Annotated in this window: 23 protein-coding genes and 1 pseudogene; 11 read left to right on the top strand and 13 right to left on the bottom strand. The window is 63.3% G+C overall.

Annotated features, from left to right (window positions below; all coding sequences use genetic code 11):
- Positions 1 to 30: 30 nt before the first annotated feature.
- Positions 31 to 1,209 (bottom strand): acetyl-CoA C-acetyltransferase, encoded by a 1,179-nt coding sequence (locus tag APH42_RS20455; protein WP_012274167.1) that lies wholly within the window; start codon positions 1,207 to 1,209, stop codon positions 31 to 33.
- A gap of 175 nt (positions 1,210 to 1,384) precedes the next feature.
- Here APH42_RS20455 and APH42_RS20450 point away from each other — a divergent pair, with 175 nt between their 5' ends.
- The gene (locus APH42_RS20450; protein ID WP_012274166.1) at positions 1,385 to 1,651 is read left to right on the top strand and encodes a PepSY domain-containing protein; all 267 of its coding nucleotides are present in this window, start codon (positions 1,385 to 1,387) and stop codon (positions 1,649 to 1,651) included.
- Positions 1,648 to 2,181: a cytochrome b/b6 domain-containing protein gene (locus APH42_RS20445; RefSeq protein WP_081336958.1), complete on the top strand. Its 534-nt coding sequence runs from the start codon at positions 1,648 to 1,650 to the stop codon at positions 2,179 to 2,181. Before APH42_RS20450 ends, APH42_RS20445 begins: the two co-directional genes overlap by 4 nt.
- Positions 2,182 to 2,202: 21 nt before the next feature.
- Here APH42_RS20445 and APH42_RS20440 read toward each other — a convergent pair whose 3' ends face one another.
- Genes APH42_RS20440 through APH42_RS20425 form a run of 4 tightly spaced genes read right to left on the bottom strand, consistent with a single transcriptional unit; the run spans position 2,203 to position 6,337 of the window.
- Complete coding sequence (locus tag APH42_RS20440) at positions 2,203 to 3,312, bottom strand: agmatine/peptidylarginine deiminase (RefSeq protein ID WP_060494105.1); 1,110 nt, start codon at positions 3,310 to 3,312, stop codon at positions 2,203 to 2,205.
- Between the two features lie 3 nt (positions 3,313 to 3,315).
- Positions 3,316 to 4,401, bottom strand: coding sequence for an extracellular solute-binding protein (locus APH42_RS20435; RefSeq protein WP_060494104.1), 1,086 nt, complete (start codon positions 4,399 to 4,401; stop codon positions 3,316 to 3,318).
- A 2-nt stretch (positions 4,402 to 4,403) separates the two neighbouring features.
- Positions 4,404 to 5,300: an N-carbamoylputrescine amidase gene (gene aguB / locus APH42_RS20430; protein WP_060494103.1), complete on the bottom strand. Its 897-nt coding sequence runs from the start codon at positions 5,298 to 5,300 to the stop codon at positions 4,404 to 4,406.
- Positions 5,297 to 6,337, bottom strand: coding sequence for an agmatine/peptidylarginine deiminase (locus APH42_RS20425; protein WP_060494102.1), 1,041 nt, complete (start codon positions 6,335 to 6,337; stop codon positions 5,297 to 5,299). The genes aguB and APH42_RS20425 overlap by 4 nt, the downstream gene beginning before the upstream one ends.
- A gap of 135 nt (positions 6,338 to 6,472) precedes the next feature.
- On the opposite strand from APH42_RS20425, the pseudogene APH42_RS20420 reads away from it, so the two are divergent.
- The 3 genes and pseudogenes from APH42_RS20420 (at position 6,473) to APH42_RS20410 (ending at position 9,694) form a co-directional block, all read left to right on the top strand.
- A pseudogene (locus APH42_RS20420) lies at positions 6,473 to 7,327 on the top strand (LysR substrate-binding domain-containing protein).
- 147 nt (positions 7,328 to 7,474) lie between these two features.
- Entirely contained in the window at positions 7,475 to 8,686 is a 1,212-nt protein-coding gene (fabV, locus tag APH42_RS20415; protein WP_012274159.1) for an enoyl-ACP reductase FabV, read from the top strand.
- 105 nt (positions 8,687 to 8,791) lie between these two features.
- Complete coding sequence (locus APH42_RS20410) at positions 8,792 to 9,694, top strand: alpha/beta fold hydrolase (protein ID WP_060494101.1); 903 nt, start codon at positions 8,792 to 8,794, stop codon at positions 9,692 to 9,694.
- 99 nt (positions 9,695 to 9,793) lie between these two features.
- On the opposite strand, the gene APH42_RS20405 is transcribed toward APH42_RS20410, so the two are convergent.
- From APH42_RS20405 to APH42_RS20390, 4 genes are read right to left on the bottom strand one after another with little or no spacing between them, the layout of a single operon-like run.
- Positions 9,794 to 10,135 carry a HopJ type III effector protein gene (locus tag APH42_RS20405; protein ID WP_012274157.1) on the bottom strand — a complete coding sequence of 114 codons (342 nt, stop codon included), beginning with the start codon at positions 10,133 to 10,135 and terminating at the stop codon, positions 9,794 to 9,796.
- Complete coding sequence (locus APH42_RS20400; protein WP_012274156.1) at positions 10,128 to 10,424, bottom strand: DUF1244 domain-containing protein; 297 nt, start codon at positions 10,422 to 10,424, stop codon at positions 10,128 to 10,130. The genes APH42_RS20405 and APH42_RS20400 overlap by 8 nt, the downstream gene beginning before the upstream one ends.
- A gap of 9 nt (positions 10,425 to 10,433) precedes the next feature.
- Positions 10,434 to 11,171, bottom strand: a complete 738-nt coding sequence (gene folM, locus APH42_RS20395; RefSeq protein WP_012274155.1) for a dihydromonapterin reductase — start codon at positions 11,169 to 11,171, stop codon at positions 10,434 to 10,436.
- Positions 11,172 to 11,204: 33 nt separating this feature from the next.
- Entirely contained in the window at positions 11,205 to 11,765 is a 561-nt protein-coding gene (locus tag APH42_RS20390) for an antibiotic biosynthesis monooxygenase (RefSeq protein WP_012274154.1), read from the bottom strand.
- A 218-nt stretch (positions 11,766 to 11,983) separates the two neighbouring features.
- On the opposite strand from APH42_RS20390, the gene APH42_RS20385 reads away from it, so the two are divergent.
- Positions 11,984 to 12,919, top strand: coding sequence for a MerR family transcriptional regulator (locus APH42_RS20385; protein WP_060494100.1), 936 nt, complete (start codon positions 11,984 to 11,986; stop codon positions 12,917 to 12,919).
- Here APH42_RS20385 and APH42_RS20380 read toward each other — a convergent pair.
- Both APH42_RS20380 and APH42_RS20375 read right to left on the bottom strand, forming a co-directional pair.
- The gene (locus APH42_RS20380; protein ID WP_012274152.1) at positions 12,904 to 13,521 is read right to left on the bottom strand and encodes a hypothetical protein; all 618 of its coding nucleotides are present in this window, start codon (positions 13,519 to 13,521) and stop codon (positions 12,904 to 12,906) included. The genes APH42_RS20385 and APH42_RS20380 overlap by 16 nt on opposite strands.
- A 59-nt stretch (positions 13,522 to 13,580) precedes the next feature.
- The gene (locus tag APH42_RS20375) at positions 13,581 to 14,009 is read right to left on the bottom strand and encodes a PAS domain S-box protein (RefSeq protein WP_060494110.1); all 429 of its coding nucleotides are present in this window, start codon (positions 14,007 to 14,009) and stop codon (positions 13,581 to 13,583) included.
- Positions 14,010 to 14,136: 127 nt separating this feature from the next.
- Here APH42_RS20375 and APH42_RS20370 point away from each other — a divergent pair, with 127 nt between their 5' ends.
- Complete coding sequence (locus APH42_RS20370) at positions 14,137 to 14,592, top strand: flavodoxin (RefSeq protein WP_012274150.1); 456 nt, start codon at positions 14,137 to 14,139, stop codon at positions 14,590 to 14,592.
- 34 nt (positions 14,593 to 14,626) lie between these two features.
- On the opposite strand, the gene APH42_RS20365 is transcribed toward APH42_RS20370, so the two are convergent.
- Positions 14,627 to 15,508 (bottom strand): LysR family transcriptional regulator, encoded by an 882-nt coding sequence (locus APH42_RS20365; protein ID WP_060494099.1) that lies wholly within the window; start codon positions 15,506 to 15,508, stop codon positions 14,627 to 14,629.
- A gap of 96 nt (positions 15,509 to 15,604) precedes the next feature.
- Between APH42_RS20365 and APH42_RS20360 the strand changes: the two genes are divergently transcribed.
- The 4 genes from APH42_RS20360 (at position 15,605) to APH42_RS20345 (ending at position 18,778) form a co-directional block, all read left to right on the top strand.
- Entirely contained in the window at positions 15,605 to 15,991 is a 387-nt protein-coding gene (locus APH42_RS20360; RefSeq protein ID WP_012274148.1) for a CidA/LrgA family protein, read from the top strand.
- Positions 15,981 to 16,667 (top strand): LrgB family protein, encoded by a 687-nt coding sequence (locus APH42_RS20355; RefSeq protein ID WP_012274147.1) that lies wholly within the window; start codon positions 15,981 to 15,983, stop codon positions 16,665 to 16,667. Before APH42_RS20360 ends, APH42_RS20355 begins: the two co-directional genes overlap by 11 nt.
- A 176-nt stretch (positions 16,668 to 16,843) precedes the next feature.
- Positions 16,844 to 17,749 carry an alpha/beta fold hydrolase gene (locus APH42_RS20350; RefSeq protein ID WP_012274146.1) on the top strand — a complete coding sequence of 302 codons (906 nt, stop codon included), beginning with the start codon at positions 16,844 to 16,846 and terminating at the stop codon, positions 17,747 to 17,749.
- 114 nt (positions 17,750 to 17,863) lie between these two features.
- Positions 17,864 to 18,778, top strand: a complete 915-nt coding sequence (locus tag APH42_RS20345) for an SDR family oxidoreductase (RefSeq protein WP_012274145.1) — start codon at positions 17,864 to 17,866, stop codon at positions 18,776 to 18,778.
- A 227-nt stretch (positions 18,779 to 19,005) separates the two neighbouring features.
- Here APH42_RS20345 and APH42_RS20340 read toward each other — a convergent pair.
- Positions 19,006 to 19,612, bottom strand: a 607-nt coding sequence (locus tag APH42_RS20340; protein ID WP_060494098.1) for an IclR family transcriptional regulator, incomplete at its 5' end; no start/stop codon positions are given.

The following is a 19,612-nucleotide window of genomic DNA, read 5'->3' as shown; positions in this document are numbered from 1 at the left end:
AGGGCCTAGCCTGTTCTACTCAATCTGAGATCAGCGCTCGATCGCCAGTGCCACACCTTGCCCACCGCCAATGCACAAGGTCGCCAGGCCTTTCTTGGCATCGCGCTTGATCATCTCGTGCAGCAAGGTCACCAGCACGCGGCACCCGGAAGCACCAATCGGGTGGCCCAGGGCAATCGCCCCGCCATTCACGTTGACCCGTGCGGCATCCCACTCCAGCGCCTTGCCCACGGCCAGCGCCTGTGCGGCAAAGGCTTCGTTGGCTTCGATCAGGTCCAGTTCGGCCAACTGCCAACCGGCTTTGTCCAGGCAACGCTGGGTCGCCGAAACCGGGCCGATACCCATGATCGCCGGGTCTACCCCGGCACTGGCATAGGCGGCGACCTTCGCCAGCACTGGCAGGCCCAGGGCTTTGGCCTTGGCCGCGCTCATCAACAACACGGCGGCGGCGCCGTCATTCAGGCTGGAGGCATTGCCCGCAGTGACGCTGCCGTCCTTCTTGAAGGCCGGGCGCAGTTTGCCCAGGGACTCGGCGGTGGTGTCCGGGCGTGGCTGCTCGTCACGGGCGAAGACCTTGGGCTCGCCCTTTTTCTGTGGCAGCAGGATGGGGGTGATTTCCGCGTCGAAGCGGCCGGCCTCGATCGCCGCCACCGCCTTGCGCTGCGATTCGGCGGCAAAGGCATCCTGCTGTTCGCGGGTGAGGCTGTACGTGTCCACCAGGTTCTCGGCAGTGATGCCCATGTGGTAGTCATTGAACGCATCCCACAGGCCATCGGTGATCATGCTGTCGATCAGTTGGCCATGGCCCATGCGCTGGCCAGTACGGGCCGAGGGCATCACGTAGGGAGCAAGGCTCATGTTCTCCTGGCCACCGGCAATCACCACCTCGGCGTCGCCGCAGCGGATGGCCTGGGTGGCCAGGTGCAGGGCCTTGAGGCCCGAGCCGCAGACCTTGTTCAGGGTCAGGGCCGGTACGCTGAAGGGCAGGCCGGCCTTGATCGCAGCCTGGCGCGCCGGGTTCTGCCCGGCGCCGGCGGTGAGCACCTGGCCGAGGATGACTTCGTCGACTTGCGCCGGGTCCAGCCCGGTCTGCTCCAGCAGCCGCTTGATCACGGCGGCGCCGAGGTCGACCGCAGGCACGGAGGCCAGGGCGCCCTGGAAGCTGCCAATGGCGGTACGGGTTGCGGCGACGATAACCACGTCGTTCATGTTGTTGTTCTCCGGGCAATAGGCGTAGTGCCACCAGCATCGGCGGGTTTGGCTTATTTGTTAAGTTTGTTTTTCTTTCGGATTGATATGAAAAACAAATCAATGGGCACTTGGCGTCCTCCCCAACTAAGCTGAATTTCGTGCTGTTTCACTCAACCCAATGGAGCCCATACCCATGCGCATCCTGATCGCACTGACCCTCCTGATCGGCAGCAGCACAGCATTCGCCGCCACCCAATGCACCACCGCGGATAAAAGCACCTGGCAAGACCAGGAAAAGTTCCAGGCCCAGCTCAAGGAGCAGGGCTACAAGATCAACAAGTTCAAGGTTACCAAGGGCAATTGCTACGAGATCTATGGGTTCGACAAGGACGGTCGCAAGGTCGAGATTTATCATGACCCGGTGACCGGCAAAGCGGTCAAGTCCGAGTACCACGATTGAACAGCGACGGCATGGTGCGGCTGTGGGATCCCCTCCTGCGGCTGTGCCACCTGTCGATCGCAGCGGTGTTCTTCGCCAACTACTTTTTCAACGAAGAGGGCGATGACTGGCACCAGTGGCTGGGCTACTACGCACTGGCGTGCGTCGTGGTGCGCGTGGTCTGGGGCTTTGTCGGGCCAGCCAGTGCGCGCTGGGCCGACTTCTGGCCAACCCCGGCACGCCTGGCCGGGCACGCGCGCAAGGTGCTGCGTGGGGAGCCTTGCCATCGTCTGGGGCACTCGCCGATTGGCGCCTTGGTGATGCTGTTGATGCTGGCGGGTATCGCTGGCCTGGGCCTGACTGGTTGGGCGTCGCAGGAAGTGGATGCACTGTGGGGCGCCGATTGGCCGACCGACCTGCACGGTTGGTTGGCCAATGCGGTGCTGGCGCTGGTGTGTGTGCATGTGCTGGCGGCCATCTACGAAAGCGTGCTGCTGCGTGAAAACTTGCCGTTGTCGATGATCACCGGGCGTCGGCGGCGTCGTGATTGAGGCCAGGCCAGGCAACCTCATTCAAACGGCCGGGCACTGATGGGTCACGCAGTGAATCCCCCCACCTCCAGCCGCGATGGCATCGATGTCCAGTTGCACGATATCCCGCCCTGGATACAACGCCGCCAGCAGTGCTCGGGCCTTCTCATCCGCCTGCGCATCACCGAACTGCGGTGCGATGATCGCGCCGTTGATCACGAAGTAATTGATGTACCCCGCTGCAAAGTCGTCATTACCTTTGCTGAACTTGTTACGCCGCCCGCGCAGCGGCGGTGACACTACGTGAACCTGCAGTTTACGGCCTTCGGCATCGGTGGCCTGCTTCAGGATTTCCAGGTGTTTACGCGTCACGGCGTGGTCATAGGAGTCCGGGTCGTAGTCCAGGTTGGCAATCACCACACCCGGCCGCACGAAGCGGGCGTAGAAATCCACATGCCCATCAGTGATGTCTTCCCCGGCGATGCCCGGCAGCCAGATTATCTTGCTCAGGCCCAGCCGCGCCTTCAGCTCGGCCTCGACCTCGGCTTTGCTCCAGTCCGGGTTGCGGTTGGCATTGACCCAACTGCTCTCGGTCATGATGCCGGTGCCGTGCCCGTCCACCTCGATGGCGCCACCTTCCCCCACCAGCTCACTGCGCTGGTAGCGCGCGTTGGCCAGGGTGGCAACGCGTTTGGCCAGCTGGGCATCGTTACGGTGGCGCTGCTTGTTGCCCCAGCCATTGAAGTTGAAGTCCACCGCCGCCAGGGCGCCGTCATCGTCGACGACGAAATTGGCACCGATGTCGCGCATCCAGATGTCATCCAGTTGGCATTCGACAAAATGTGTGTTGTGGTGGCCACAGTGCTGCTCGACCAGCTGGCGCTCGCTGGCGCGGCAGAACACGGTCACCGGCTGATAACGCGCGATGGCCTGACTAATGCGACCGAGTGCGGCTTGCACGTCGGCGGTGAAGTCCTCCCAGATCGCATCCTGGGCGCCAAAGGCGATGAAGGCGCGCTGTTGCAATTCGCCCTCGTCAGGCATGAACCAGCGCCCCGGTTCTTCGGCACGGGCCAGCCCCAGGGGCAGGCCAAGGCCAGCGCCGAGGCCGGCGGCCAACGACAGTTGCAGGAAGGTTCTACGGCTTGGCATGGTTCAGTCCTGTGCAGTCTTGAAGCGCGTCCACACACGCATGCGTGCCCGCATGTCGGCCTGTGGAATATCCCGGCCCGGAATCAGCCGGGCATAGGTGGCTTCGTCGAGATAGATATCGGGGTTGTCGCGCATGCGTGGGTCCACCGCCTGGCGCGCTTTGGCGCTGGCCGTGGGGTAGCCGGTGAAGTTGCTGATGGCAGCCATGTTCGCCGGGCGCATGACGAAGTTGATGAAACGATAGGCGTATTCCGGGTGCCTGGCATCGGCCGGAATGGCCATGGTGTCCATCCACACCGTGGTGCCTTGGCGCGGTACGCGGTACTGGAAGTCGAGGTGCTTGCCAGCGGACTCGGCGGTACGCTGGGCCTGGATCACATCGCCGCTGTAGCCCAGTGACAGGCACAAGTTCTCGTTGACCAATTCGGTCACCGGCTGGGACTGGAACTTGCGCACATACGGGCGTATCGCCTTGAGCAGTTCGCTGGCGGCGGCCAGGTCCTCACGCTTGGCACTGCGTGGTTCGCGGCTCAGGTAGTTGAGTACCACGGCCAGCACTTCATCGGGCGAGTCGATGACCGAGATACCACAGTCAGCGAACTTGGCCGCCAACTCCGGCTTGAACAGCAAGTCGAGGTTGTCCAGCGGTGCATCAGGCATGCGCTGGCGAACCTTGTCGGCGTTCACCGTCAGGCCGATGGTGCCCCAGGTGTAGGGCACCGTGGCCTGGCTGGCCTTGGGGTATTGGGCATGCAGCTTGCGCAGGCCGGGCTCGATATCGTCGAGCGCCTCCAGGCGGCTGTGGTCCAGTGGCTGCAGGCTGCCAGCGCGCATCAAGCGCTCTGCAACGGTATCGCCGGGGAACACCAGGTCGTAACCACTGCGCCCGGACATCAGCTTGGCTTCGAGCACTTCACTGCCGTCCATCACGTCGTAGATCACCTGAATACCGGTTTCGGCCGTGAACTGCTTGAGGGTGTCCTCGGCAAAATAGTCGGCCCAGTTGTACAGGCGCAGCACCGGCTGTTCGGCCAGTGCCTGGCCAGCGCAGGCGGCCAGTGCCAATGCGGCTAGAACGTGGTGTTTCATGCTCAGGCCCTCAGGCTGTGTGGGTGTGTACCGTCCAGGGTCAGCAGCGTTGCGTACATTTCCGGGCGGCGATCACGGAAGATGCCCCAACTCAGGCGGTCTTCGCGCATGCCGGCCAGGTCCAGGTCATGCAGCCAGATGCCGCTGCTGTCGCGGTCGGCTTCGGCGAGCATGGCGCCCTTGTGGTCGCAGATGAACGATGAGCCATAGAAGCGCATGGCTAGCGCTGCATCGCTGGCGGCAACTTCCTCGCCCACGCGGTTGGCTGCCACCACCGGCAGCAGGTTGGCGGCGGCATGGCCGCGCATGGCGACCTGCCAATGGTCGCGAGAGTCCAGTTCGGCGCAGCCCGGCTCGGAGCCGATGGCGGTGGGGAACAGCAGCACCTCGGCGCCCATCAGGGCCAGGCAGCGAGCGGTTTCGGGGAACCACTGATCCCAGCAGATACCGATGCCCAAGCGCCCGAAGGCGGTATCCCAGACCTTGAAGCCGGTGTCGCCAGGGCTGAAGTATTCCTTCTCCTGGTAGCCGATGGCGTTGGGGATGTGGGTCTTGCGGTACACACCGAGCAGGCGGCCATCGGCGTCGGCCACGGTCAGCGAATTGAAGAAGGCATTGCCGGCGCGCTCGTACCAGCTCAGCGGCAGCACCACGCCCAGCTCGCCGGCCAGCGCGGCGAAGCGCTGCAGGATCGGGCTGTCGGGGTAGGGCTGGGCAAGGGCCTGGTGCTGGTGATCCTGCTCGATGCAGAAGTACGGGGTAGCGAACAACTCCTGCAGCAGGATCACCTGGGCGCCCTTGGCAGCGGCCTGGCGTACCAGTTGCTCGGCGCGGTCGAGGTTGTCGGGCAGGTTCCAACTGCACGGCATCTGCGTGGTGGCGATACGCAACTGGCTCATGGCTGCACCTCGGGCTGCTGCTGGGTGATGCAATGAATGCCGCCACCGCCGTAGGCGATGTGGTCAATGCGCACCGGCACGATCTCCCGGCCTGGGAAGGCGTGGCCCAGCTGCGCAGCGGCCTCCTGGTCGGCAGCGATGCCATAGGCCGGCATGATGATCGCGCCGTTGGCGATGTAGAAGTTGGTGTAGGACGCGCAGAACACCTCGGCATTCTGATCGACGGCGGCGCTGGCCTCGTACAGGTCGAGCAGTTCGAAATGGCGGCCTTGGGCGTCGGTGGCCAGTTCCAGGGCGCGGCGGTTTTCCCGCACCACCTCGGCGTACACCGAGTGTTGCTCATGGGTGGCGTCGACCAGCAGCACGCCTGGGCGGGCGAAGGCGCATACGCCATCGACGTGGCCGTCGGTCATGTCACCGGTGACGTACTGCGGGTCACCCGGCAGCCAGATGGTCTTGCTGATGCCCAGGTAGCGGGCGAAACAGGCCTCGAATTCAGCCTTGCTGATGCCTGGGTTACGGTTAGGGTTGAGCAGCACCGATTCGGTGGTGATCAGTGTGCCTTCGCCATCCACATGGATCGCCCCACCTTCGTTGCACAGGGACGTGCTGAAACCGTCCAGGCCCAGCTGGTCGAGCATGCGTCGGCCAAGGCTGCGGTCCAGGCTGTGGTGCGACTTGCCGCCCCAGGCGTTGAAACGCCAGCTCAGGCCGGCCAGGCCATGCTGTGGGTGGCAGACGAAGCTTGGGCCGCTGTCACGGCACCAGCTGTCGTCCACGGCCAGTTCGATCAGCTCGATATTGGCGCCGCACAAGGCGCTGGCGCTGGCCATGGCGGAGGGGTCGACCACCATCTTTACCGGTTCGAAACGGGCGATGGCCGCTGCGACACGGGCGTAGTCCTGTTGTACATCGGCCAGGCGCACGTGCCAGCCGCTTTCCCATACGGCCTGGTTGTGTGGCCAGACCATCCAGGTTGCCGCGTGGCGGGCCCATTCGGCAGGCATACGCCAGCCGCTGTCGAGGGACAGGTGCATAGTGAACTCCGATCTATTAAGGATTTTTATCAACGAAGCCCGCCGTCGCGGGTGTTGGTGTCCATGCTATGGCTAGGCTTGGCTGGCGACAAACGATAGATTTAGCGCATATCTGATTAGCGGGTCTTATCAATCATGCTCAAACACTGGCCACCCCTTAATGCCCTGCGCGGCTTCGAGGCCGCTGCGCGGCTAGGCAGCTTCCACAAGGCCGCCGAGGCGTTGAACCTGACCCAGTCGGCCATCAGCCAACAAATTCGCAGCCTGGAAACCTACCTGGAGCAGCCGCTGTTTCATCGCAGTGGCCGTAGCGTGAGCCTGACCGACGCCGGGCACGACCTGCTCAGCACCACGCAATCGCTGTTGCAGCACCTGGCCGTAGGCATTCGCCGGCTAGACCAGTAGCGCAAGCCCAATCAGCTGGTGGTGAACACCAGCCCGGCTTTTGCCAGGCACTGGCTGCTGCCGCGGCTGGCGGACTTTCACCAGCGCTGTCCGCAGGTCGACTTGTGGTTGTTTACCAGTTTCGAGGTGCCGGACATGGCCACCGAGACCATCGACCTGGCTATCCGCGATGATCTCAGTGCCCAGGCTGAGTGCAGCTTCAGCGTGCTGCATCAGGACCAGCTGTACCCGGCTTGCCATCCTTCCCTGGCGACTGCAACCGCGCGTACGACCTTGCACGGCGAACGGGAGATGGACTGGAGCCATTGGCAACTGGAGGGCGGCGAGGATGTTGGGCAGCAGGGCAAGGGGCTGAATTTTTCCGACCCGGGGCTGTTGCTGGATGCGGCGAGCGAGGGGTTGGGGGTGGCGTTGGTCAGCCAGTTGCTGGCGCGTCGGGCCGTGCAAGAGGGGCGTTTGCAGGCGTTGTCGGCGCAGCGGGTGCGGGGGCCTGCGTGGGCTTGCCTGGTGCATCGGGAGAGTCAGGAGGATCCGCTGGCCCGGCAGTTTCTGGACTGGTTGAGAGCCGCGTTGGCCTTGGATTGATGCCGGCACGCAAGAACCTCGGTTTTGCATCCCCATGATCACCCCGTAATATGTGTCGGATAACCTGCGGGGGTAGTCTCACCCTCTGATCAATCGGAATCGCCCCAAGCGGCGCTTCCCCGGCATAAACCTGACGAGGTACAGACATTGGCCATCATTCATCCTAAGGTTCGCGGTTTCATCTGCACCACGACTCACCCGAAGGGCTGCGAGCTCAACGTCCGTGACCAGATCGAAGCCACCCGCAAGCTGGGCGTGCGCGAGGATGGCCCGAAGAAGGTCCTGGTCATTGGCGCTTCCAGCGGCTACGGCCTGGCAGCTCGCATCACCGCGGCGTTCGGCTTCAAGGCCGACACCCTGGGTGTGTTCTTCGAAAAGCCTGGCACTGAGACCAAGGCCGGCACCGCTGGCTGGTACAACTCTGCAGCCTTCGACAAGTTTGCCAAGGCCGAAGGCCTGTACAGCAAGTCGATCAACGGTGACGCCTTCTCTGACGAAGCCCGTGCCAAGGTCATCGAACTGATCAAGAACGAAATGGGTGGCAAGGTCGACCTGGTCATCTACTCGCTGGCATCGCCCGTGCGCAAGCTGCCGCAGACCGGTGAAGTGATTCGCTCGGCACTCAAGCCGATCGGCGAGCCGTACAAGTCGACCGCCATCGACACCAACAAGGACACCATCATCGAGGCCAGCATCGAGCCGGCCACCGAGCAGGAAATCGCCGACACCGTCACCGTCATGGGTGGCCAGGACTGGCAGCTGTGGATCGATGCCCTGGCAGGCGCCAACGTGCTGGCCGAAGGCGCTCGCACCGTGGCCTTCAGCTACATCGGCAGCGATATCACCTGGCCGATCTACTGGCACGGTGCCCTGGGCCAGGCCAAGCAGGACCTGGACGAAACCGCCCTGCGTCTGGACCAGAAACTGGCCGATGAAGTGAAAGGCGGCGCCAACGTGGCCGTGCTCAAGTCGGTGGTGACCCAGGCCAGCTCGGCCATCCCGGTGATGCCGCTGTACCTGTCGATGGTCTTCAAGATCATGCAGGAGAAAGGCATTCACGAAGGTACTCAGAACCAGCTCGACCGCATGTACCGCGACCGTATGTACCGTGCCGACGGTGCGCCGGCCGACGTTGACGAGAAGGGCCGTCTGCGCCTGGACGACTGGGAACTGCGCGACGACGTTCAGACCGCCTGCAAGGCCCTGTGGCCACAAGTGACCACCGAGAACCTGTTCGAGCTGACCGACTACGCCGGTTACAAGAAGCAGTTCCTCAACCTGTTCGGTTTCGAGCGCGCTGACGTCAACTACGACGAAGACGTGGCCACCGATGTCAAGTTCGACTGCATCGAGCTGTAACCGTAGTTAACCTGCACCGGCCCTTTTGCGGGTAAACCCGCGAAGAGGCCGGTACAGGCTATAAAATCTTTGCTAGCTTTGGCGCACAACAACAGGGAATGCGCCATGAGTAGCCTCACCCAACCCGCCGCCCCCTTTCGCCAGGCCACAGCCGACGGTTACAGCCTCGGCGGCTTCTGCTGGCGCCACGCTCGCCCTGACCCCCAGCGTCCGCTGGTGATCATCAACGCTGCCACTTCGGTACGCTGCCGCTATTACTCCCGCTTTGCCGACTACCTGTTTGCCCATGGCTGCGATGTGCTGACCTACGATTACCGTGGCATCGGCGAGTCCCGCCCAGCTTCATTGCGCGGCTTCCAGGCCTCGTGGAGCGATTGGGGCAGGCTGGATTTCGAAGCGATGCTGGCGCATGCGGCAGAGCATTTCCCCGGTCAGCCAGTGGACGTGGTGGGGCACAGTTTCGGCGGCTGCGCAGTAGGGCTGGCCGCGTCGGCAGGCCAGGTACGCCGGGTAGTGATGGTGGGCGCGCAGTTTGCCTATTGGCGCGACTACGCTGTCGACCAGCGCTGGCAGTTGCTCGGCAAATGGCATGTGGTAATGCCGCTACTGACGCGGTTATTCGGCTACTTCCCCGGCAAGCGCCTGGGTTGGCTTGAAGACACGCCATCCGGCGTGGTGCACGACTGGACCACACGTACCCCACGTTACGAGCATCGCCCCAGCGCTCGGGCGCTGGCGACGCTTCCGTTCGTTCAGGTGCGGGCGGCGACGCTGGCCATCAGCCTCACTGACGACCCGTTTGGCACCGTGGCGGCGACCGAGCGATTGTTGGGTTATCTACAGGGTGCCCGGCACCTGCGTATCGCGCCTGTGGATATCTCGGTCGACGAAATTGGCCATTTCGCGTTTTTCCATGACCGGTTTCGCGAAAGCTTGTGGCCGGTGGCCTTGCAGTGGCTGCAGCAGGGAGAGCTGAAAGAAGGGGGGCCTGGAACCATCATGGATTGAGGGTGGGATCGATATTTTGGGGCTGCTTTGCAGCCCATCGCGACACAAGGCCACTCCCACAGGAAGTATGCGCCCCTTGTGGGAGTGGCCCGGGCTATCTCAAGCCTTGCGCGACAGGGGCTGCCCGGCAAATTTCACGCCCGCCAGACCCTGCTTGATCAGCGCGCGGATATTGCCATGGTCGCTGCCCTCGGGCGTGGCCACCACGTCACGGTAGTGCTCGCCAAAGGCCAGCAGCGCTTCCTGGTCGCTCAGCCCTTCCAGCAAAGCCAGGCCCAGGGTTTTGCACGAACCTTCGTTTTGCCCGGCCGCATTCTCCACGCCGCCATTGTTGAACGCCTGAGGCTGGTAGCTGTAGTTGTCGGCAATGAACGCCAGGGTATCGGCAAAGACATGTTGGCCGCTGGCCAGGCTGGCGCGCAGGGTGTTCAGATCAGTCACGAGGTTTTCCTTTTTCGAACGCCGCTTGTTGTTCGGCGCTGGCTTCTTTCTGGTGTTGGGCTTTCCACTCGGCGTAGGGCATGCCGTACACCGCTTCGCGGGCATCATCCAGGCTCAGGTCGAGCTGGCGCTCGTCAGCCGCGGCCTTGTACCACTTGGACAGGCAGTTGCGGCAGAAACCGGACAGGTTCATCAGGTCGATGTTCTGTACATCGGTGCGCTTTTGCAGGTGTTCGACCAGGCGGCGGAACGCGGCGGCCTCAAGTTCGAGCTGTTGTTGTGGCGTCATGGGTGTCTCTCAAGTCATGCGGTTCTTCAGGTGGCGGCCACCGTTGATGACCACCTGGCTGCCGGTGCTGTACTGGCTGGCGAGCAGGTACTTGACGGTCTCGATCAGCGGGCCGGCGCCGGGTTCGAATTCCAGCAGGGCCTTTTTCAGGGTTTGCTGGCGGTAGGCTTCGTCACCCCCTTCCTTGAGGATCAGCAGCCCAGGCAGGATACCGTTCACGTGCACCTTGGGCGCATATTTTTCGGCAAATGACAGCACCATGTTCTGCAGCGCGGCCTTGGTGGCGGCGTAGCCGATGTGGCTTTTACTGCCGCGCGAAGAGGTTTCGTCGCAGATGTGGATGATGTCGGCCTTTTCCACCTTGGCCAGCAGGTCGCCCAGGGCCAGGTTGAGGTGGTAGGGCGCTTCGACGTGCAGGCGGAACATGGTGTCGAGGTTGTCGAGGCCATCGTCGAGCCACAGTGAGGCGTTATGGATGATGGCGCGCAAGCCGTCGTAATGGGTGTGCAGGTGGTCGATCAGGGCCTGGCGGTCGGCCGGCTGGCACAGGTCGGCCTGGAACTGCACGATGTTCGGGTGGGCCGCCTGTGGCTGGATGCTGCGGCTGGCACTGACCACCGTATGGCCGGCCTGTGCCAGTTCAAGGGCCAGGGCCAGCCCGACGCGCTGGCTGGCTCCGGTAACGAGAATGGGGCTGTTCATGTTCGGGGCGGTCAACTTGTCTGTCCTTTGGTTGCCACCCAGCATACCCGAACTGTTTCCCTGTTGTATGGCCTGGCCTCAGCGGCTGCGCAAGGCGCCAGTGGTGGCCGGGGAGGCCAGCAGCCAACTGGCTAGCAAGCGGGTGGACAACGGGATGAACAGGTACACCATCAGCGGCGTCAGGGCCAAAGTGCTGAGCAGTACGCGGGGTATCAGGTCGAGTGCCGACAACCAGTGGCCGAACAGCAGGTTGAATGCCAGCGATACCGGGAAGAACGCCAGCCAGATGGCCACGGCCTGCTTCCAGCGCGGTGGTTTTTGCACCATGTTGGTGCCAAACCAGTCATCGATGCCGCTTACGCGCGCCTCTTTGGGGCGCTCGAACAGGCCGTTGCCGCGCTGCAGCCAAGCCCGCCGCGAAGCGGAATGTTCCCAGGCATGCAAGGTGGGCTCGTCGCTGAAACGGAAGATGATCTGGAATTCGTCGCCATCGCGTGGCGGGGCGAGGATGCCCGAGCCGAGGTAACCGGGGAAGTCGGTGGCCAGCTGCTCGCCTTCGTGCAGCCAGGCCAGCAGGTCCTGGTAGCGGCCATGGGCGGCGCGGCGCGACACCATCAAGGTGACGGGTGGGGTAGACATCGTGTATCTCCTGGCAACGGGGCTGGCGGGTAGCTGGCCCCTTTGGCTGCGTGGCCCGGGGTGGTGGGCGACGCAGGCGTGCATGCAAGAATCGGGCGCGGATTATCGCGCAGTTGCGATCACCGGCAAATGTCAGCCGGCAAATGGCTGCACCCTGCGGCGGGTGCTGTCGTAGTAGACTATGTGTTCAACTTCCGCACCCAGGGTACACCGTGCAGATGAACGAACAGGGACGTAGTCCGGTTATCGATGCCAGCTTCGAGCAGCAGGAGCTGTTTCCGATTCGTGAAGTTTCCCGCCTGACTGGCGTCAACGCCGTGACCCTGCGTGCCTGGGAGCGCCGCTATGGCCTGATCCAGCCAATTCGCACCGACAGTGGCCACCGCCTGTACTCACAGGCCGACATCGACGAGGTCCGCCGTATCCTTGGCTGGCTGGAGCGCGGTGTGTCGGTCAGCAAGGTGGGTAGTATTCTCGCGCGAGGCCATGCCCTTGCCGGGCAGGCGGGTGGCGCGACAGATGCCTGGCAGCGTTGGCAGCACCAGATTCGTCTAGCGGTGCAGAGCTTCGATCTGGCAGGCCTGGATCGCCTTTACGAGATGGTATTTGCCGCCAGCACCCTGGATCAGGTTTTCGCCGAAGTGTTCATGCCTGTGTGGCACGACATGGCCGTGCGGCAAGGCGGCTACGGGCAGACCAGTGAATGGCTGTTCCTTGACCAGTTCCTGCGCGGTCGGGTGTTCGCCCGTCTGCAGCTTGCCCATGTGCCGCGCAGCCGTAACGTGTTGTTGGCGCCGTTGCCGGGGCAGTGTCATGAACTTGAGTTGCTGGTAACCAGCCTGCTTCTGAGCAGCGAGGAAACAGGTGTGACCCTACTGGCGAGCGGGCAGCCGCTGCGAGAACTGGCGTTGGTCTGCGAACGTCTGAAGCCGGACGCTCTGGTGCTGTTTTCTCATCAGGCACCGACAGCAGAAACTACCCGGCACGTTACGCGCCTGGCGGCGATGCTGGAATGCCCGTTGTTGCTGGCCGGCGAAGCGGCAGAAGTGGCACAGGAGAGCTTGGCTGGCAGCCTTGTCGCTTGCCTGGGGGCGCAAGGTAGGGTGATGCGCCAGCGTTTGCGGCAGTTCCTGGCCGGTCAGCTCGATACCTGAGTGTGCAGCTCGGGATGGGCCTGGCGATGGGCCTGGAGGATGTAGTCCCGCAACCGTTCGATTTCTTCGGCCGGGCTTTGGCTGAGGTCGTAGGCCGCCAGGTTTGGACCGATGCGCCGGCCCAATACGCCATGCAGTTCGATCGGGCTGATGCCGCCTGGGGCGAAGCGAAGCTCGAAGCGGGCGGGTGCCGCTGGCAGATCACGGATTTCCAGCAACACACCTTTGAAGGAAATATCACGCACCCACAGGCCGCTGGTCTGGTCATGGGCATCAAGCAGTGCGCTCGGCTGGTCCATCGACAGGCGCCAAGGGCGCAGCATGGGGCCGTCTTCGTAGATTTCCGGTGAGCCCAGTTGCAAGTGCAGGGCGTGAAACTCGTCCTCGACCAGTTGCAGCGGGAAACTGATCTGCTGGTTATTGAACTGGGCCTGCAAGGTCACTTGCTCGTTGGCCACCAGCTGGGTAAGCAAGTTCTGGATGCGGCGGTCGCCATTGACCAGCAGGCTCGACATGGAGTCGGCCAGGTTCAATTGCGGCGAGTGTTGCATGTTCTGTATGAAGTCCAGCTCGTCCTGGGTCAGGAGCACGTCTGCTTGCATGATCGAACTCGGTGGTGGCGATTTCTTCAACGGGGTTGACCGTGCGTGGCGTACTTGGTTCAGGCGCGTTCGTCGGTTTTCGGACGAGCGCACATTTCGGCCAGTTCCCGTTCCAGTTCGACCTGGCGGCTGACGTCTTTCTGGATGCCGATGAAGTAGGTGCGCTGGTCGGCGTCGCTTCTCACCGGCGTGATCGACAGTTCGTTCCAGAAGGCGCTGCCATCCTTGCGGTAGTTGCGCAGCACTTCGCGGCACGGGCGGCCTTCGGCCAGGGCCTTGCGGATGCGCGCGCGGCCAAGCTGGTCACGGTCGTCGGCCTGCAGAAAGCGGCAATCCTGATAGAGGACTTCGTCGCGGCTGTAGCCAGTCAGGCGTTCGAAGGCGGCGTTCACGTAGATCAGGATAGTGTCGTCGCCTTCCTGTTCGGCGACCACGATCCCGTCATTGGACGCATCGACCATCGATTGCAGCAATTGCGCGTTGATCATGTTCGGGCCATTGAGCAAGAAGGGGGCGAAGCAGGGCTGAAGGCGGCGACTTTGGTAGAGGCGGCCTTTTGCCATCGCTGGATGCTAGTATCCTACGTTTTCACTCAGTTTCGGAATCCTCTTCCCGATGAAAGTCGTCATTATTTCCGGATCGGTCTACGGCACCGCCGAAGAAGTCGCACGTCACGCTGAATCGCTGCTCAAGGCAGCGGGGCTGGAGGCCTGGCATGCGGCCCGCGCCACCCTTCAGGATCTTCAAGGCTTTGCCCCCGACGCCTTGCTGGCCGTGACCTCGACCACCGGCATGGGCGAGCTGCCGGACAACCTCATGCCGCTGTACAGCGCCATTCGTGACACCCTGCCTGCGGCCTGGCGCGGCCTGCCGGGCGCAGTGATTGCGCTGGGCGATTCCAGCTATGGTGACACCTACTGTGGTGGTGGCGAGCAGATGCGCGAGCTGTTTGCCGAGCTGGGCGTGCGCGAAGTGCAGCCGATGCTGCGCCTGGATGCGAGCGAGACAGTGACCCCGGAGGCAGATGCCGAGCCGTGGTTGGCTGAGTTGGCGAGTGCCTTCAAAGCCTGAGTCCCAAGGTAGAGCCGCTCCTACAGGGGCAGTGTCAGGCGTTGAGCTCGCGCAACAAGGCCAGCCACGCCTGAGCCGCCCGTGACAGATAGGCCCCGCGTCGCCAGATGAACGCAATATCCCACCGCAGGTCTTCCGGCGAACGCAGCGGCACACGCACCACCCCGGGGCGCTCCAGCGCTTTTGCCACTACCCGGGGCAGCAACACCACACCCTGGCCCGCCGCCACCAGCGCCGCCAAAAAATCTGCCTGGCCACTGCGCCCGCCTTCTTTCGGGGTAAAGCCCTGCTGCTGACACGCCTTCAACAGCCGATCGTTAAGCACGAAGCTGCGCTGGTACAGCAAGAACGGCGTATCGGCCAGTTGCCCCAGGTCCACTCCGGCCAAGCCCGCCAAGGCATGCCCAGCCGGCAGCAAGGCGTCCAGGGGTTCGTTGCAGAACGGCTGGTAGTCGAATGCCTCGTCACTGGGCGTCAAGCTGCCGCCCAGTTCCAGCTCGCCGCTTCTGACAGCCTGTTCGACGCTGCGGCTACCGCCTTCGAGCAGTTGGATGGCGATGTTCGGGTGGCGCCGTCGGTACTCGGCGAACAGGCCGGCGAACAAGGCGTCGCTACCTAGCATCGGTAAACCCAGGCGCAGTTCGCCACGCTCCATCAGGCTGAGATCGTCCAGTTCGTTGAGCAACGCCTGACGCTGACGCAGCAGGGCTTCGCCACGCTCCAGCACGATGCGCCCGGCAGCGGTCAGGTGCAGTTGCGAGGCCTGACGCTCCAGCAGCGGCTGGCCCACATCTTGCTCCAGCTGGGCTACCTGCTTGCTCACCGCCGACTGGCTGATGTGCAGCGTCTGTGCGGCCTGGGTAAAACCGCCCCGGTGGACCACTTCGATAAAGCTGCGCAGTTGTTTGAATTCCATGCTTGGATTCCATTATGGAATGGTGATCAGTCTAACAATTCGCTTCTGGCCTAGGCAGTCGAATCTTAAAATGAGGGCCTGTCGAGGAAACCCGCCATGAAACCCGCCTTATTGAAAAAAGCCCTGCGCCTGCTCATCGAGTTGGCGATCCTCTGTGCCCTGTTCCTGCTCGGCGGCCAGCTCGCCAATTGGTTGGGCTGGCCGATTCCCGGCGGCGTGATGGGCCTGGCCCTGCTGTTGATACTGTTCGCTTCGGGTGTGCTCAAGCCGGCCATGTTGCAATTGGGCGCCGGCTGGCTGATGGCCGAGATGCTGCTGTTCTTCATCCCGGCGCTGATGAGCCTGTTGGACTACGGCTCGCTGATCCGTGAAGAGGGCTGGCGCATCTTGCTGGTAATCGCTGTGAGCACGTTGATGGTGATGGTGGTGACGGCATTGACCGTGGAACTGGTGTGCCGTTGGAGGTTACGCCATGAGCCTTGAACCCATGCCGCTGTTCTGGCTGGCGCTGACCTTGCTGGCCTACCTGGGTAGCCGCTGGCTGTACCGGCGCAGCAAGCGCTACCTGCTGTCGCCATTGATCCTGGTGCCGGTTTTGCTGCTGGCGGTGGCCGTGCCGCTGCATACAGCCTATGCCGAGTATGCCCGCAACACCCACTGGTTGATGAGCGTGCTCGGCCCAGTGACCGTGGCTTTCGCGGTGCCGATCTGGCAGCAGCGGGCCATGCTGGCGCGCCATTGGCCAGCCCTGATGGTGGGCATGGTGGCTGGTAGCTGTGCCTCGATTGCCAGCTCCTGGGGCTTGGCGCACCTGCTGGCGCTGGACAGCGCAACCAGCCTGTCGCTGGTGCCGCGTTCGATCACCACGCCCTTCGCCATGCCGCTGGCCCACGACCTGGGTGGCGTGCCGGAACTGACGGCGGTGTTCGTGATGTTCACTGGCGTGCTCGGCGCCATGTTCGGCGGCGTGCTGCTGCGCTGGTTGCCGCTGCGTACACCGCTGGCACGGGGTGCGCTGTTTGGTGTTGGCGCGCATGGCGCCGGGGTCAGCCGGGCGCAGGAGGTGGGCCGCGAAGAAGGCTCGGTGGCCGGCCTGGTCATGGTCCTGACTGGGCTGCTCAACCTGTTCGCAGCGCCGCTGCTGGCCATGCTGCTCTGACCGTTCGTGCCACTGACTCGCTCAGTCATCAAGCTGGCTGGCAACGCAAGTTCCAGCCAACGGGCTGCTGGCTAGACTCTGCCTCGACATAGAGAGCACATGTATGTGCCGAGGTGACATGCAATGACCGCAGCCTTGCCCTATTCCGTCAACACCACTTCTCCGGGACCGCTCTGATGCCTATGGCCGAAATTCCATTGTGCGTCTGGCGTACCCGGGGACAGAGTTTCATCTTCCGGGGCCAGAGCATCCGCTACTGGACCGCAGGGCAAGGAGAGCCCCTGCTTCTGTTACACGGTTTTCCCACTGCCAGCTGGGATTGGCACTACCTGTGGGGGCCTTTGACCCAACGTTTCCGGGTGATCGCGTGCGACATGCTCGGTTTTGGCGATTCGGCCAAACCGGTTGATCATGCCTACAGCCTGATGGAGCAAGCGGACCTGCAGCAGGCCTTGCTTGCCCACCTGCAGGTCAAGCAGCCGGTGCATCTGCTGGCCCATGACTATGGCGGCAGCGTGGCCCAGGAATTGTTGGCGCGCCATCATGAGCAGCGCGCCGACATCGCCAGTTGCGTGTTCCTCAACAGCGGGCTGTTCCCCGAAAGCTGCCGCATGCTGCTGATCCAGAAGCTGCTGCTCAGCCGCTTTGGCTGGCTGGTGGGGCGTTCGTTCGGGCGTGACGACCTGGTGCGCAATGTGACCCAGGTCTATGGCCCCTGCACTCACCCCAGTGAGAGCGCGCTGGATGACTTCTGGAGCCTGATCGCTACCAACCGGGGTACACGCATCCTGCACAAGTTGGTGGGCTACATGCCCGAGCGCAGGTTGCACCGTGAACGCTGGGTCGGGGCGATGCAGCGCAAAGGCGTACCACTGCGCTTCATCAATGGCGTGGTCGACCCGCTGTCCGGCGGGCACATGCTCGAGCGTTACCGGCAACTGGTGCCGGAGCCGGACACCGTGCAGCTGCACGGCATTGGCCATTACCCCCATACCGAAGCGCCGATGCAGGTGCTGCGCCACTACCTGGCCTTTCGCGAACAACCGTCCAGCTACTACCAGCCGAAAGTGGCGTGGTCCTGACGGGGCCTCATCGCCCTGCGTTATTGCCAGGCATTCAGCCTGCGTGAGCTTGATTGTCCGCCTGCCGCTGGCGGCGGACACTCGGCTGACCTGAACCTGCCTGGAGCCATGAGCATGAGCGAGCCCGTCCATTTGCAAGATCGCGTGGTGATCGTCACCGGCGCCGGTGGCGGCCTGGGCCGCGCCCACGCGCTGCTGTTCGCCGCGCGGGGTGCCAGGGTGGTGGTCAACGACCTTGGCGGTTCTACCCACGGGGAAGGTGCCAGCGCCTCGGCCGCCGACCGGGTGGTGGAGGAGATCCGCGCCGCCGGTGGCAGCGCCATCGCCAACCATGACTCGGTCAGCCACGGTGCACGTATCGTCGAGCAGGCGCTGGACACGTTCGGCCGGGTCGATGTGCTGGTGAACAACGCTGGCATCCTGCGCGACAAGACCTTTCACAAGATGGACGACAGCGATTGGGAGCAGGTGTACCAGGTGCATGTCGAAGGGGCCTTCAAAGTCACCCGCGCCGCCTGGCCACACTTGCGCGAGCAAAACTGGGGGCGGGTGATCTTCACGGCTTCCACCTCGGGTATCTACGGCAACTTTGGGCAGGCCAATTACGGCATGGCCAAGCTGGGCCTGTACGGGTTGACCCGCACGCTGGCCATCGAAGGGCGCAAGCACGGCATCCTGGTCAACGCCATTGCTCCCACGGGCGGTACCCGCATGACCGAGGGGCTGATCCCACCCCAGGTATTCGAGCGGCTCAAGCCCGAGCTGGTCAGCCCACTGGTGGTTTACCTGGGCAGCGAGCAGTGCCAGGGCACGGGGGAGCTGTTCGAGGTGGGCGGCGGCTGGGTGGGCAAGGTGCGTTGGGAGCGCAGCCTGGGAGTGGGTTTTGATCCGCGCGAGGGGTTTACCCCGGAGCAGGTGGCGGAGCACTGGGCGCAAATCGGCGACTTTGACGGGGCGGTGCATCCTCAGGACAGTTTGCAGGCATTGCAGCAGATGATGGCGAACCTGCAGAAGTACCCGCTGGGCTGAAGATTTATCCGCTCAAATAAAAAAGGCCGCTGCAAGCCGCAGCGGCCAATCGAGACGTTAGATCAAGGAGCTTCAAAATCTACGTCGGTGAACCTCGCAGGCCTGAAAGGCGGGGGGGAGAGCCCTTCATACCGGCCAGTGAGTTAAGAATAAGCGCTTGATCCGCTGGGAAAAATAGCTGCTTATGACATTCACCTTTACGTATCGGGCAATAGTGCCGCTAGCGCTCAGGTAGCGGGCGAATAGCCCATGCGCCAGCTGGTTTCCCGCGCTGCCGCCAGTAGCCGTTGCGCCGCTGGGCCATGTTCGTCGGCGTGGAAGATCGAAGTCGGCCCGACCACGGTCATCACCGCCGCCACCTGCCCCATGGCATTGAACACCGGCGCCGACAGGGCATCCACGCCCGGCATCAGCAGGCCGTGCACATGGTGCAGGCCACGTTCGCGAATGCCTGCCAGCACCGGCTGGTAATCGTCGGCGTGGTGCTGCAGGGCGGCCAGTTCGCGGTCACGCAACTCGACGGTTTCGCGCTCGGGCAGGTAGGCGGCGAACACCAGGCCGGTGGAGGAGGTGAGCAGCGGCAGCACCGAGCCCATCTGCGTCACCACGGTAACTGCACGCACCGCCGGTTCAATGCTGACCACGGTCGCGCCCTGGTTGCCCCACACGGCAATGAAGCAGCTCTCGTTAAGTTCGTCGCGCAGTTGCGACAGCGGCAGTGCGGCAGTTTTCAGCACATCGATGCTGCCCAGCGCCGCCAGCCCCACCCGCAATGCCTCGCGTCCCAGGCCGTAATGGTTGGTGGCGGCATCCTGTTCGGCAAAGCCGCTGGCG

The organism is Pseudomonas sp. NBRC 111140 (assembly GCF_001320885.1).
Taxonomy (GTDB): domain Bacteria; phylum Pseudomonadota; class Gammaproteobacteria; order Pseudomonadales; family Pseudomonadaceae; genus Aquipseudomonas; species Aquipseudomonas putida_P.
This window is presented reverse-complemented; position numbering and strand designations above follow the sequence as displayed.

What these genes read in the sequence shown, in the direction of transcription:
- APH42_RS20455 (WP_012274167.1), bottom strand. Translation starts at nt 1,209, where the DNA reads ATGAACGACGTGGTTATCGTCGCCGCAACCCGTACCGCCATTGGCAGC.
- APH42_RS20450 (WP_012274166.1), top strand. Translation starts at nt 1,385, where the DNA reads ATGCGCATCCTGATCGCACTGACCCTCCTGATCGGCAGCAGCACAGCA.
- APH42_RS20440 (WP_060494105.1), bottom strand. Translation starts at nt 3,312, where the DNA reads ATGCCAAGCCGTAGAACCTTCCTGCAACTGTCGTTGGCCGCCGGCCTC.
- APH42_RS20435 (WP_060494104.1), bottom strand. Translation starts at nt 4,401, where the DNA reads ATGAAACACCACGTTCTAGCCGCATTGGCACTGGCCGCCTGCGCTGGC.
- aguB (WP_060494103.1), bottom strand. Translation starts at nt 5,300, where the DNA reads ATGAGCCAGTTGCGTATCGCCACCACGCAGATGCCGTGCAGTTGGAAC.
- APH42_RS20425 (WP_060494102.1), bottom strand. Translation starts at nt 6,337, where the DNA reads ATGCACCTGTCCCTCGACAGCGGCTGGCGTATGCCTGCCGAATGGGCC.
- APH42_RS20410 (WP_060494101.1), top strand. Translation starts at nt 8,792, where the DNA reads ATGAGTAGCCTCACCCAACCCGCCGCCCCCTTTCGCCAGGCCACAGCC.
- APH42_RS20400 (WP_012274156.1), bottom strand. Translation starts at nt 10,424, where the DNA reads ATGACGCCACAACAACAGCTCGAACTTGAGGCCGCCGCGTTCCGCCGC.
- folM (WP_012274155.1), bottom strand. Translation starts at nt 11,171, where the DNA reads ATGCTGGGTGGCAACCAAAGGACAGACAAGTTGACCGCCCCGAACATG.
- APH42_RS20390 (WP_012274154.1), bottom strand. Translation starts at nt 11,765, where the DNA reads ATGTCTACCCCACCCGTCACCTTGATGGTGTCGCGCCGCGCCGCCCAT.
- APH42_RS20385 (WP_060494100.1), top strand. Translation starts at nt 11,984, where the DNA reads ATGAACGAACAGGGACGTAGTCCGGTTATCGATGCCAGCTTCGAGCAG.
- APH42_RS20380 (WP_012274152.1), bottom strand. Translation starts at nt 13,521, where the DNA reads ATGCAAGCAGACGTGCTCCTGACCCAGGACGAGCTGGACTTCATACAG.
- APH42_RS20375 (WP_060494110.1), bottom strand. Translation starts at nt 14,009, where the DNA reads ATGATCAACGCGCAATTGCTGCAATCGATGGTCGATGCGTCCAATGAC.
- APH42_RS20370 (WP_012274150.1), top strand. Translation starts at nt 14,137, where the DNA reads ATGAAAGTCGTCATTATTTCCGGATCGGTCTACGGCACCGCCGAAGAA.
- APH42_RS20365 (WP_060494099.1), bottom strand. Translation starts at nt 15,508, where the DNA reads ATGGAATTCAAACAACTGCGCAGCTTTATCGAAGTGGTCCACCGGGGC.
- APH42_RS20360 (WP_012274148.1), top strand. Translation starts at nt 15,605, where the DNA reads ATGAAACCCGCCTTATTGAAAAAAGCCCTGCGCCTGCTCATCGAGTTG.
- APH42_RS20355 (WP_012274147.1), top strand. Translation starts at nt 15,981, where the DNA reads ATGAGCCTTGAACCCATGCCGCTGTTCTGGCTGGCGCTGACCTTGCTG.
- APH42_RS20350 (WP_012274146.1), top strand. Translation starts at nt 16,844, where the DNA reads ATGCCTATGGCCGAAATTCCATTGTGCGTCTGGCGTACCCGGGGACAG.
- APH42_RS20345 (WP_012274145.1), top strand. Translation starts at nt 17,864, where the DNA reads ATGAGCGAGCCCGTCCATTTGCAAGATCGCGTGGTGATCGTCACCGGC.